Origin of the sequence: Streptomyces sp. NPDC127098, from assembly GCF_042722465.1 — a bacterium.
GTDB lineage: Bacteria > Actinomycetota > Actinomycetes > Streptomycetales > Streptomycetaceae > Streptomyces > Streptomyces millisiae.
On sequence record NZ_JBHXFJ010000068.1, the window covers coordinates 15464 to 27629 of the forward strand.

General features: G+C 67.5%; 9 protein-coding genes. 4 read left to right on the forward strand and 5 right to left on the reverse strand.

What is annotated here, in order from left to right; translation table 11 throughout:
- Positions 1-321 precede the first annotated feature (321 nt).
- Both ACFWI8_RS30380 and ACFWI8_RS30385 read right to left on the reverse strand, forming a co-directional pair.
- Positions 322-1446, reverse strand: a complete 1125-nt coding sequence (locus ACFWI8_RS30380) for a hypothetical protein (protein WP_387098149.1) — start codon at positions 1444-1446, stop codon at positions 322-324.
- Entirely contained in the window at positions 1443-5348 is a 3906-nt protein-coding gene (locus tag ACFWI8_RS30385; RefSeq protein ID WP_387098151.1) for an Ig domain-containing protein, read from the reverse strand. Before ACFWI8_RS30385 ends, ACFWI8_RS30380 begins: the two co-directional genes overlap by 4 nt.
- 1226 nt (positions 5349-6574) lie before the next feature.
- Here ACFWI8_RS30385 and ACFWI8_RS30390 point away from each other — a divergent pair.
- Entirely contained in the window at positions 6575-6814 is a 240-nt protein-coding gene (locus ACFWI8_RS30390; RefSeq protein ID WP_311597287.1) for a hypothetical protein, read from the forward strand.
- Positions 6811-7308, forward strand: a complete 498-nt coding sequence (locus ACFWI8_RS30395; RefSeq protein ID WP_387098153.1) for a hypothetical protein — start codon at positions 6811-6813, stop codon at positions 7306-7308. The genes ACFWI8_RS30390 and ACFWI8_RS30395 overlap by 4 nt, the downstream gene beginning before the upstream one ends.
- A 271-nt stretch (positions 7309-7579) precedes the next feature.
- Here the strand turns inward: ACFWI8_RS30395 and ACFWI8_RS30400 are convergent, their stop codons facing one another.
- Positions 7580-8164 carry a hypothetical protein gene (locus tag ACFWI8_RS30400; RefSeq protein ID WP_387098155.1) on the reverse strand — a complete coding sequence of 195 codons (585 nt, stop codon included), beginning with the start codon at positions 8162-8164 and terminating at the stop codon, positions 7580-7582.
- Between the two features lie 63 nt (positions 8165-8227).
- Here ACFWI8_RS30400 and ACFWI8_RS30405 point away from each other — a divergent pair, with 63 nt between their 5' ends.
- Positions 8228-9232, forward strand: coding sequence for a DUF4007 family protein (locus ACFWI8_RS30405; protein ID WP_387098157.1), 1005 nt, complete (start codon positions 8228-8230; stop codon positions 9230-9232).
- Between the two features lie 180 nt (positions 9233-9412).
- Positions 9413-9934, forward strand: coding sequence for a hypothetical protein (locus tag ACFWI8_RS30410; protein ID WP_387098159.1), 522 nt, complete (start codon positions 9413-9415; stop codon positions 9932-9934).
- 140 nt (positions 9935-10074) lie between these two features.
- Here the strand turns inward: ACFWI8_RS30410 and ACFWI8_RS30415 are convergent, their stop codons facing one another.
- Together ACFWI8_RS30415 and ACFWI8_RS30420 are read right to left on the reverse strand one after the other, a co-directional pair.
- Complete coding sequence (locus ACFWI8_RS30415; RefSeq protein WP_387098161.1) at positions 10075-11082, reverse strand: C40 family peptidase; 1008 nt, start codon at positions 11080-11082, stop codon at positions 10075-10077.
- Positions 11083-11122: 40 nt separating this feature from the next.
- Positions 11123-12130: a replication-relaxation family protein gene (locus ACFWI8_RS30420; RefSeq protein ID WP_387098163.1), complete on the reverse strand. Its 1008-nt coding sequence runs from the start codon at positions 12128-12130 to the stop codon at positions 11123-11125.
- Positions 12131-12166 lie beyond the last annotated feature (36 nt).

Sequence of the window (12166 nt, forward strand, 5' to 3'; positions counted from 1 at the left end):
ATCGCGTTGGGGTAGGAGGGTGGCGGCCGGTCCCGGACTTCGGCGTGCATGAGGGGCATCCGTTGGCCCTGCGCCGTAGCGTCGGTGGCGTGACGGAGGCGGTGCAGCGGGAGCAGGGGATGCGCCTCGCCGCGCAACTCCGTCGACTCCGCGCCCTCTGGGGGTGGAGTCGGGTGCGGTTGGCCGATGAGGCGGGGGTCTCGCGGGCTACCCGCGCGGGAGAGGCCCCCAGCCGAAGGCTCTGGGCTAGGGGCCTCGATCGAGCGGAGAGCTACCGCTCCCTGGGCACAGACCGGGGGAGCGGCACCGGACGAGACCAGGTCACCCGTCGCAGTCGAACGTGCTCTGATCGTGATCCGCTGGCGGGATGGATTGGGCGGGCCAGCCTTGCAACTCGTAGCCGAACACGTAGCAGTGGCTGTACTTCGACTGGCGCACGGGGCCGCTCATCCCGCTCCCCGGGATGAAGCAACGCACGTTCATGCTCGGCGCCGACAACGCCTCCTTGGCCGCCTGGAAGATGAACGGCGGACCGAAGACGGCCCAGTCCACGTAGTGTTTCCAGTCCATCGGACCGACCTGGGCGGGGACGGGCAGACCGGCTTGCTTGCACTCGTTGATCGCCTTGTCCACGCTCGGCTCGTTGAGCAGGGTGAGGAAGAGCCAGAGGTTGTACAGGAACCACAGGACGTGATGGTCCGGATCGTCGGGCATCACCGCGCCGACCACCGCCGTGAAGCGGCCGGACTTGATCGCTTCCTTCAGCGCCGCGCGGGCGGCGGCGCCACCGTCCTCCGCGAGGACCACCCGCAGGGCCGATGTGACGGGGTCGTACTTGTTCCCCAGCACCCACGCGTACGTCGGCGTGATGGCCTGCCGCATTTTGGGTGCGTAGTCGTTGTAGTTGGTCAGGGCGTACTGCTTGATCCAGTTCGACGGCGCGTCGTGGACCTTGCCGGGATTCTGCCGGATGGTCTCCATGACGTACCCGCTCAGGGCACGGAACCTGGGGTGCCTTGAGTTGTAGGCGCATTCACCGATGGCATCGTCCAGGATGTCGCACACCCCGTACACCTGGTTGCGGTAGTCGGGCACGGAGCCGAAGAAGAGCGACCAGTACGTCGGGTGCTTGTCCGAGTCGTTGTACCGTTGCGCCCGCTCGACGTCCTGGTCGCTGGCCGCGGGGCCCGGCTCGACCCGCCAGGTGTGGAAGAACTGGGTGTGTTGCGGGTCCGGGCAGGTGTCCAGGGCTCCGAGCAGACAGGCGGCGTGCATCTGGTTCGCCGGTGAATCGAACCCCGGTCCGGGCATCTCGTCGATGAACGCGCACAGTTTATGCGTGAGTTCGGTACCGCCGCGGACTGTGGAGTCCCGGCCGACCCGGGCGGTGCCCCCGTCGTTGAGCGCGGCTTTGAGGCCGTCCCGCAGTTTGGTGTAGACGGTCACGACGCATCGGCTTCCTTGACCTCGACCGTGAAGCTGGTCTCGGTGTGGCCCAGGTAGTTGCTGGCGGTGAGGGTGTACGTGTTGGGACCGTATGCGGCGGTGGGCGCGGTCTTCACCCTGATCTCCCCGGTGTCGCTGTTCAGGCTCAGGAAGTCCGGGAGCGTGCCGCTGGTGATCTTGTAGGTGACGGGCTGCCCGCCGTACCCGAGGCCGGGTGAGAAGGGGACGGACTCCGAGCCGACGTAGAGGTGGATGTCGGGCATGGTCAACGCGCCGGGGGCGTGGCCAGCCATGGTCAGGGTCCATTCGGTCTTGTCGCCGTCGGTCAGCTTGGGCGTCGAGCCGTCGACGAGGGAGAGGTAGCCCTTGGCGCCGGAGGGCGAGACCTTCTTCTCAGCGTCGGGGTAGACCGGCTGGAGGGTGAGCTTGAGGGACTTCAGGTTGTCGCCCTCGCCCATTTCGGCGTCACCGTTGACGGTCGCCCACCACCACTGGGTTGCGATGTCGGCGTTGGGCTTGTCATCCGTGACCTCGTCGGCGAAGCGGACCTCGCCGTTGGTGAAGACGCTGAGGTATTGCTGGATCGGCTTCTTGCCGTCCTTGCGGTCGATGTCGGTGGAGAAGCGGGTCAGCCCCTCGCCGTTGGTCTGGGAGAACCAGACGGTGGCGGGACTGTTGTCGGCCGTTCCGGTGCCGAGCGTGCTGTTCGACGTGGCGGTCAGACACGTGCTGCCCACGCTGAGCCGACTGCCCTGCAGGCTGACGCCGCCCTGGGACTTGTCGTTGTAGGCGACGGCGTAGTCGATCGCGGAGCCGTGTGACTTCAGTGCGAAACCTGCCTCCTTCGCCTGGTGGTCGAGGAACTCCTCGAACGGGTTCGGTGGGTCCTTCTTGATGAACAGCTCGTAGATCAGGAAGCCCAGTCCCGCCAGGGCGCAGATGACGGCGAGGACCTCGGCCGTGGTGATGGCCAGCGCGACAGCGCCCACCTCGATCCCGGCGAAGGTCACCACCCAGCCCCCGATGATGGCGAACAGCGTCAGCGCCCCGCTGGCCACCATGAGGGAGTTCATGGCGACCTGTGCGGTGTCGCCCCCCTCGGTCAGCGCCCTGATCGAGAAGTACAGGCCGATGATGACGAAGATCGCACCGAAGGCGCTGGCCACGAACTTGGTGAGGTTGGGCCCCATGAACTTGGCCAGCAGCGACGCCTCCTCGGCGGCCTCCGCGCCCCCGGCGGCGGCCACGCCCTGGGTGCCGGTGCTGCCGAGCCAGCGGGCCAGGCGGCTGCCGAGCTTGCCCACGGCCTTGTTCAGTGCCTCGGACTCGATGCCGAAGGCGGCCTTGCCGAGGGCTGCCATCCGCTGCCATCCTGTCAGGCCGCTGGTGCTGAAGATCGCGTAGATCTGGACGCCGCGCACGACGAGAGCGGTCACCAGTTCCGTGCCCATCCGCACGGCGTTGAAGATGACCTCCGCTCTCTCGTTGGCGCTGAGCTTGTTCCACGACTTGAACGCCAGGCACAGGTTCCACACGGTCAACGCGGTGATACCGCCGACGATCGCCACGCTCAGGACCTTGGCGAGTGCCTGGAACTTGGGATTGGTCACGAACTTCGGAAAGACCTTGTCGGCGAAGTCCTGCATGATCGAGCCGAGCGGTGCCACCCCGCTCCCAGCGGCGGCCAGGACCACCAGCGCTTCCAGCGACTTCTGGAGCGCGTGGGTCTCTTCCTCCTCCAGGAGCAACTCCTTGAGCAGGAGCACCTGATCGTGCAGGTTGGAGTTGTTCTCGTTGCTCTTGATGAACTGCTTCAGGTAGTCGATGATCAGGTCGTAGCTGACCTCCGCGCCCGACGCGTTCAGCAACTGCGGCAGGGCGAAAGTGATGTGCAGCGTCCGGTACATCTCCAAGTACTTCTTGGCGAAGTACCCGGACGGGTCGAGCGCGTCGAGCAGCGCCACGTACTGCTGCGCCATCCGCGCCAGCTCGCTGCTGTTGTCCTTCCCGGGGCTGCTGATGGCGCTCTGCAGGAACGCCCACGAGGTGGGGAAGGTGAGCTGGGAGTAGATGGCGAAGGCCCAGAAGCGCTTGTTGTCCTTCGCGTACTGCCCGACCTGCTTGATGTTGGCGATCAGCTTGTCCCGGACGTCCGCGTCGAGGGCGGCGGAGTGCTCCAGGTCCTTGAGCCAGACGTCCACCCGGTGATCGATGGTTTTCTTCTGGTCCTCGGTGTTCTTGGCCTGGTCGTCCAGGAACGCCTTGGTGTCGGGGTTCTTTCCCTGCCAGGCGTGGGAGAAGAGGGTTTTTGTGTGGATCTGGTAGACGGGTGAGAACGCCACCTCGCCGTTCAACCAGGTCGCGGCGCGGACGGTGTTGAGCTTTCGCAGGTAGGTGTCGTTGGCCTTGGCCATCCCCTGGACCAGGACGGCGGTCGAGAGGCTTTCGTACCACTTCCGGCTGGGCTTGCCGTCCACGTCAGTGCCCAAGACGTCGGCGAGGTACCCCTGTGCCTGGGGCTGGTTGACCGTCGGGTACAGCTTCTTCCACAGCTCGCTGTCCACACAGCTCAGCATGAGCGTGTTGAGGTCCTCCCGGACCTTCTCCTGCACGGCGTCGACGAGCTTGCCGTCCGCGGCCGTCCGGTACAGCGACATGTTCAGGAGCGTCTTCGCGTCCAGCTTGTCGTAGTAGGTCGCGGTCACCGACGGCACCACGGACGAGGCCAGCTCGGGGTAGCGCGACTGGTTGTCGGACAGGTACGCCGACAGCTGCGAGGCCCGCATGCGCCGGACGAGCAGGCCGTCCGGCCCCGACCCCGTCGACCCGCGCGGGTTGAACTCCAGGGTGCCCGCCGGTGGCAGTCCGGTCGCCTGGCACACGGCGTCGGGCAGGTCCGACCAGACCAGGTTCCGTCCCAGGACGGCGGCCTGCTCGACCAACCGGCCGTCCAGGTACAGCGCGCCGTCGAAGATCCCGATCACCCCGGACGGCCCCTCCTCATCACCCCCCAGGCTGTAGTAGCCGTTGACCTCAGGACTCGCGTACTCCCCCCGCACCCCGTACACGGTGCCCTTCCGGTCGGGCGCACCCACCAGGATGGCGCCCTCCACCGTGTCCAGTGACGACGGAAGGGCGACGGCGAGTCGGTACGGGTACACCGGCTCCTTCCCGGAGCACCCCGGTCCCATCGGGACGCCGGCCCCCAGCGTGAAGTCCAGGTTCCACGTGAAGTGACCCGCGTCGTCGTGGCTGATCTTCACGCCCGACGTGTACTCGGCGCCCCGCGTGCCCGGGTTCCACTGGCTGTCGGGGCAGCGCAGGTCGGTGAAGACGAACCCGGAGGCGTCCGGCTGGGTCTGGTCGTCCACCGTGTCGTAGGTGAACTCGAACCGCAGGACCTTCCCACTCCACGTCGCCTTCTTCCACGCCTCGGACGTGCTGTCCCACATGAGGTCGACGACCCGTTCGCCGTCCAGTTTCGTCCGCGCGCCCGCGTCCTTGGCCACCTCGCATACGAAGGCGGTCCGGTACTGCGCGTAGAAGCCGACCTCGGCGCCCACCTCGCCCATCAGCCCGGCGCCGGACCGGTGGCCGGGGGCGAGTCGCATGCGCCCGCCGCCGTACGCGCCGTGCCAGGTCACCACCCGCTCGAACTCGTCAACCGACCAGGCGTCGCGCGCCAGCGGCACGCGGTCGAGGAACAGCAGGTCCTCGGCCTGGTTGTTCGGCGTCGGACGCAGGAGCGTCAGCGTCCGCGGCGCCCCGTCCTTCGGCGCCTCACCGGAGCGGGTGTCCACGGTGATCTCGTAGGTCAGCGCGCTCGGCCAGTCCCACGCGTGCCGGGGGTACTGGTCATCGGTCGTTTCCCGCGCGGGAAGCTCCTGTTGGACGACGGTCATGGAGAACTCCTCAACTTTCGCTGGACGCCGTGATCTGAACACCCGGCCCGCACGGGGCTGGAGTCCGTCGCCACGGCTTCGTGATGGACGGCCTGTGATGCCGTGACCGGCGTCGGCGGACGAAGCACTCGGGAGCGGACGCACCTCTCCCCGGTGTCCTGTCCGAATTGATCGCGCGGCGACATCGCTGAAGGCGGTGGCGCTCGATCAGGCGTCACACGCCGGTTGAGCGGTCTTCAGCGGGAACAGGGGCGTATGGCTCTCGAGCCTTCCGTGCCGCCGTCTTCGCCGGATCGTGCGGCCACATCACCGTCTTCTTCCATGACAGGCATGTGAGCGTCCTTCTTCATGACCCCGGACGCGGAGCCGCGTCTCTCGGACGGCTATAGCTCTATCCCGAGTGGTCACCACTCCAGTGCATCGAACCTCTGAAGACCGCCATCAGTGTGAAGACGTAACGATTCCTCTATTCCCGTCCAGGCCTATGAGGCGGCTTTTCGGAGCCGTGGGAAGTCTGACACCCCTTTCATAGCTCTCTTTCGAGCTATTACAGAGGCTGGGGGTGGGAGATGCGGGGAAGTTCTTGGGGTTGGCGCTCAGCGCCGCTCTGCGGGGCGAGGATGGCTCGGCTGTGGCAACGGGACCGGCGGGCCGGCTACGCGGCTCACGTGCCTTCCAGGGCTTCTGCTGACGCCTGGGTCGGGCGGTGTGTTCAGGGTGATGGCGCTCGTTGAAAGCGACCACCCCCTGCTCGGGAGTGGACCCACCCCTGCTCAGTGGATCTCCCCACCAATCCCGCACCTGACCTGTGGCACGGCGCCACAGCGACGGGGTCGCCCCATAGCCGGCCAGGTCCAGGGGCGGGGCGAGCAGCCCAGGGGGGCCGAAGGCCAGCGCGCAGCGCCGCCGCAGGCGCCCTTGACGGCTCGGCACGGCCCGCACACTCAACAAGCGGGCGGCCCCGGCCAACAACGCGCGCGACGCTCGCTGAAACTCCCCACTCCGTTGAACGCCGGACCGAGTGGGGCGACGAGTGCCCCTGGCCGTTTTCAGGAATCGCCATCAAGCTCCGCCGCTCTGGCCGCCCAGGTCCTCCAGAACCAGCTTGCCGGCTTCGTCGCCGCCGGATCCACGCCGGACAGGGAGGGCGATCCCCGGCGCCCCTGATCGGACAAGCCCCCGGGTGTTGCGGCAGACTACCGGCGACGCCCCGGAGGTAGAACGCTATGGACATCGACCTAAGCAAGGCGATCGCGACCGTCGAGGAACTGCTCACCGAGCTGAAAGCAGTGGACGGTACAGCGGTCGACGAGGCACCGACCCGTGCCGGCCAACGCCAGCGCACACACCTGAGCCGCACACTGCAGGAACTCGCCCACCTGGGTAACCGCAGCTCGGTGGAGATCATGGACGTCTACTACCAGTTCAAGCGCAGAGACGCCTCTCGCGAGGAGCGATCACGGTGAATGAAGCCACCGAGACCCTCCTGCACGAGGCCGTCGAGCGGCTCCAGGCGGCGATCCGGTCACGCGACTGCCCGGCCGTGGTGGCTCTCCACGGTCAGCGCACGCTGCTGCTGTCGGACTACGACTATCTGCGCGACGCGGCCACCGCCCACGCATTCGAACACCGCGCCGCTGAAAAGGCCCGAGAGATCAAAGCCACACGCTGGGTAATCGTCGTCCCTCAGGTGTGGCTCGCCACGGACACCGGCATCTCCGCCCGCGCGGTCTCCAACCTCCCACTGCGCGACGGAGAGAACGAGGTCATCAGCTGGACGGCGTTCGACGCCGACGACGGAGTGGACTACGGATTCGTCCCCTACACCCGTCGGCCCAACGGCTCCCCCGTCTTCGATGAGCCAAAGATCTTCACCGAGCCGGTCCACCCCCACGCCCAGATGCCCGGCATCACTCTGCTGCGCGGCCTGAACGACGGAACAGACCCGACTGCTGACTGACCCGCCAGCCCGCCACGTCGACGCGTGCCGCCATCGGCACCAGCCGGAGCGGACCACAGACGTGGGCGCCGGCGAGGAGGGCAGCGCCGGTGGGCTCTCAGCTTGAGGATCAACGCTTGGATCCAAGACGTGATCCGGGATCATTCCGAGCCGAAGCGAACTCATGAACACCCCGAACTTGGGCACTGACGCAACGCGCTGTTTGCGGTGTCCCACCCCTCTAGCATCGGCACTTGCTGTGACGCCAGAGATCCTTTCCTGTGGTGGTTGATCACGAGTGACCTTTCGTGATCAGCGGGCGGCCTAGATCAGCAAGCGCATTTGGCGGGAAACCGTTGCGCAGCAACGGCAAAGTCCGGTCGAAGTCCTGGAGCAGCCCTCCACCGGCAACGGGCCACAGTCGGGAGTCGGCGATCGGAATGCCGACGTAGGCTCGGCCTGGCGCGTCATCCCAGGTCGGGTCCAGCACGGTCCCGTCAGGACGCACGACCCAGGCGTGAGGCAGGTAGAAGTTGAGCTCGGCGTGGGTGAGGGCGAACCCCTCGGCGTACACCAGGCCTTCGCTGCGGTGGGCGAAAGCGTAGCGGGCTGCGTTGCTGTAGCAGAGCCGGGCAGGCATGCCGATCAGCCCTTCAGGGCTGGGCGTGTGGGTGAAGCGGCGGCCGAAGGCCAGCAGGAGATGGAACGGACTCCGGTACCTCCAATCCTCGGGTATGCGGTAGGCGGCCTCCGACAGCCCGGCGTGCTGCCGAATGTGGTCGATGAGGCCATCCTCCGCAACGATGAGGGACGCGGTTTGGTGAGCGCTATTCGTCATATGCGGCAGTTCTCCGATGCCTTCCCACGGTGCGGGCACACATCCTCTCCCATCCAGAAGTTTTCGTTAGCGCTCCAACTCCAGCATGAGAGGAAAGAGAGCATGCCTCGTGCCCCTGCCCGGCTAGCTGGATGCGCGCCGGCCTTCGGCCGGCACAATTCCTTCGCTCCGCGCCTGGGATGGCCGGCCAAAGTCCACGCAGCACTGAATGATGACCCCCTGGCCTTCGCCCGCCCAGGTGCCACCGTGACCCTTGGCGTCGGCTCCTCGATGGTGAGGCCGATGCGGTTTTGGTCCAGCGCCTTCGGGCTCATCGAAGACGACGACCACGCCACAAGGCCGCGCCCGGCCCATCCGACATCACGCGGACACTGGCTGCTCGACGAGGACGGCGCGGATCCCTACCTGGAGGACCTCGGTACGCTGTGGCTGCTCCACTGGTGGCTGCTGAGCGCCGAGCCTTGCCTCCTCCCCACCTTCCGCTACTTCTTCGGTTCGTGGTGGAAGACGCGCTTTACCCGTGCCGAACTGCGGGCGGCCGTCCAGGACGCCGCAGTGGGTACCGGCTGGCGACGCCCGGCCGACAGCGTCGTCGCGCATGACATCACCGCGCTGACCGCCATGTACGGCACCACCCGCCATCGCGAGAACGACCCCTGGGCGGTGGAGGAGTTCGTGATCAACCCGTTCCGCCAACTCGGCCTGCTCGACCTGGACCCCGAAGTCCGTTTCACCCCACCGAACTGGGAATCTGGCTGCCGTCGTGGAGAACTGCTTGTGGACCGCAGGCGGGGCAACAACGCGCCCGGCGCCATCCTGGCCTACGCCTGCCTGACGTACGCCCACGACCGCGGCGCCCAAGGCCCAGGCACCGTGGCGCTGTCCCGGCTGCACACCGACGATCGCGGACCGGGCCGGCTGATGCTTGCTGACGAGCGCGCACTGCGGACGGCAATCGCCAACGTCGCCCGAGATCCGGCTGGGCAGGGCCTGGCACTTGCCGAATCATCAGGCGGGGATCTGCTGGCCTTCGAGGAGCCGCCGCTCATCCTGGCCAACCGGGTCCTGGCCGCCTACTACCGCCATCCGAACGGCCCTGACGAGTGACCGTTGACGTGGCCGGCCTCCTTGCGCTCCGACCCTCCCTCGACGTCGTCGGCATGGGCTCCATGCTGCCCCCGGTGCTCTGCCGCAGAGCCGCACCACGAACACACGCAGCAGGTGAACACGCCTGCAGTTCCTGGCCCGGGACGTACCCGGGCCATCGATTTTGAAAGGAGAACCGTTGTGCCCCGCAGTTCCGACTACTGGATCGACATCGCCCGCGCCGGTGATGCTTACGTTCACAGCTGCGTCCACCTCGACGACATGCCCGCCGCCATGACCACGGTCAAGGCGCTGCGTGCCCGTTACGGGTCGGCGGGACTGCTCGACCTATCTGCGGTGCTGTTGCTGGTTACCGCGAACAAGTGCCCCGTCGACCGGTTCCGCACGCCTGATGGGCATCCGGACGCGATCGCACTGACATCGCATGGCCCTGTTGACGCGCTCAGGATCCTGGATGCAACGGCCGCCGTCACCCGGTACATGGGCCGGCAGCTCACTGTGGCCGACATTGCCAACACCGAGCGCCAGGCTGAGGAGGTAGAGCGTGTGCAGCAGCTCGTCCAGGTCGCTCTGGACGCCGCTCCCGACCTCGAGGTCATGGCAGCGGCACTCCGGCCTGCCCAGGACTCCCTGGGGGCGGTCTCGGCTGTTGTTGCCCTGGCCACCATCGCGCTGCGCGTCGTCACTCAATCCGCGGGGTGATGGCGAGGATCAGCGCATGGCAACGGCTTCTTGACCGGTTGCTGGAGGAGCCGTCTCGGAGACATTCGGCCGGGAGGGCCAGCGACGGCCGGGCGGAATCCGTGAGCAAGAGGAGAGTGGGAACAGCCTATAGTGTGCCTCTATCCTGGCGAGGTGTCATCGGGGTGCTGGGAATCTCCGATAGCTGCCCGGACAACGCGCTGATGTGAGAAGGCGGGTCGCGTCGTGCCGACGTAGTCGTCGCCGGTGTAGCGATAGGGAGCGATCTGGATCAGTTCTCCCGTTCGTGGGGCGTGGATCATTTGTTCGGCTCCGATGTAGATACCGACGTGATGGATCCTGTCGGGCGTGCCGTAGAAGACGAGGTCTCCGGGCTCGAGAGGTTGCCCTGCGGGTACGCGCGGTCCGGCGTCGTACTGGTCTTGGGCGACGCGGGGGATCTGGATGCCGGCGGCGGCGTAGGCGGCGCGGGTGAGGCCGGAGCAGTCGAAGCCGTCTTCGTTCTCGGCAGGGCCGTCGCCACCCCACAGGTAGGGCAGGCCCAGTTGGCCTTCGGCGTAGTTGATCGCCGTGAGGGCGGCGGGAACGGCGTTGGTGTCGCCCCCGATGGTGGCGGGGCTTTGGTACTGCGCGGCTTGGGCGAGGACGTCGGCGACGTACCAGTCGGCGCGGTTGTAGGCGAAGATCGCGGCGTTGAGGTCGCGGCCGTCGCGGGCGCCGGAGTCGCACAGGTAGGCGGCTGCTGCGTAGACGGCGTCGTGGAGATTGTACGGCGAGGGCGGGTGTGCCCCGCCCGGCGGCGGTGGGTGTTCGGCGACGACGGAGTCGAAGGTGGGCTGGAGGAACTGCATGGGGCCGCGGGCGCCGGCGAAGTTCTCGCCGCTGCTCACGCCGGGCAGGGTAGAGCGGTTGTGGTCGGTCTCGATCTTGCCGATGGCAGCCAGAACGGACCAGTCCAGGCCGGGGCAGGTCTGGGCGGCGGCGGTGTAGAGGGTGAAGTTTTCGGCGGGGATGTCTTCCATGGCGGTGCGGCTGGGCGGGCTGGTTCCTTGTGCGGCGAGGGCGGAGAGCATGCCGCTGGCGCCGGCGGTGCCTAGTGCGACGATGAGCAGCAGTCCGCCCAGCACCGCGGTTGTGATCTTGAACATCGGGGTGGTCGCCGCCTTTCGCAGTTTCGGTGAGGGGAGTTCAGGTGGTGGGCGGGTGCGGGCTTGGCGGGCGTAGTCCTGTCGTGCCCTGGGCTGCGGGTGTGTGCGAGGAGTGCGGCAGGGGCGGGAGATGGGTCCAGACATGGCCGAGTTCGGCCAGGGGCAGGCGGACGGCGATGCGGCGGGATTCCAGGGGGAGCCAACGGGCGGAAGCGAAGTCCTTCTGGCTCCCGGGGACGTAGTCGGCGCTGGTGGTGGCGACGGGGACGAGCGCGGGATCCTCCAGGCTGGCCTGCATGCCGGCGAGCGCGGTGCGGGCATTCGCTTCTCGACGAGCGGTCGGAAGCCAGATCAGCACCGGGGTGGTGATCCCGGAGGTGAGCGCGAGCCGGTGGTAGTCCAGGAGCTTCCCGGCGAGTTTCGCCAGTGGCTCGGTGCCAGCGTCGTACTCCACGAACCACTCGATGGATCCGGTGTTGCGGTCATGCCAGCGCCCGTAGCCGTCGGGGCGGACGATGTCGCCGAAGTGCTGCGCGCAGCGCGTCTCCGGCCACCAAGCGGTGAGCTGTTCGGTGCTGGCGGACTGGCGGGCGCGGTGGACGAGGCTGGTGAACAGGCTGTTGGTGCCGACGGTGTGGGCCAGGCGCAGGGAGTGGGCGATGCCGATGGCGCGGTCGTGCCGGTAGGCCAGCGCGTTGGGCTCCAGGCCGTCCTCGCGGGCCAGGATGGCCGCTCCGGCGACATCGAGGACATAGTGCATGGGGGCGGAGCCGGTGGTGATGAACGGTTGGAAGCGGTCGATGACCCGCCACTTGAAGAGCTGGAGCAGGCGCAGGTTGGCCGCCCGGGCGGTGGGCCAGGCGAGTTGGACGATCTGGTGGGTGGTGAAGACGCGGTAGGTGTAGAGCATGCGGGCCAGCCACCGGTCGCGGGGGGTGAGGTTGCCGGCCAGGCGGGCCAGGTGGGCCCCGCTGGCGGCAAGCCGCGGGGTGGGCCGGGCGGGGCGGTGGCCGCGCAGGGAACGCTGCTGGGGTGGGTTGGTGATCATGGGCAACCTCACATCGGGATAGCGGTACGGGCCGGT

What these genes read in the sequence shown, in the direction of transcription:
- ACFWI8_RS30385 (WP_387098151.1), bottom strand. Translation starts at nt 5,348, where the DNA reads ATGACCGTCGTCCAACAGGAGCTTCCCGCGCGGGAAACGACCGATGAC.
- ACFWI8_RS30390 (WP_311597287.1), top strand. Translation starts at nt 6,575, where the DNA reads ATGGACATCGACCTAAGCAAGGCGATCGCGACCGTCGAGGAACTGCTC.
- ACFWI8_RS30405 (WP_387098157.1), top strand. Translation starts at nt 8,228, where the DNA reads ATGCCTCGTGCCCCTGCCCGGCTAGCTGGATGCGCGCCGGCCTTCGGC.
- ACFWI8_RS30415 (WP_387098161.1), bottom strand. Translation starts at nt 11,082, where the DNA reads ATGTTCAAGATCACAACCGCGGTGCTGGGCGGACTGCTGCTCATCGTC.
- ACFWI8_RS30420 (WP_387098163.1), bottom strand. Translation starts at nt 12,130, where the DNA reads ATGATCACCAACCCACCCCAGCAGCGTTCCCTGCGCGGCCACCGCCCC.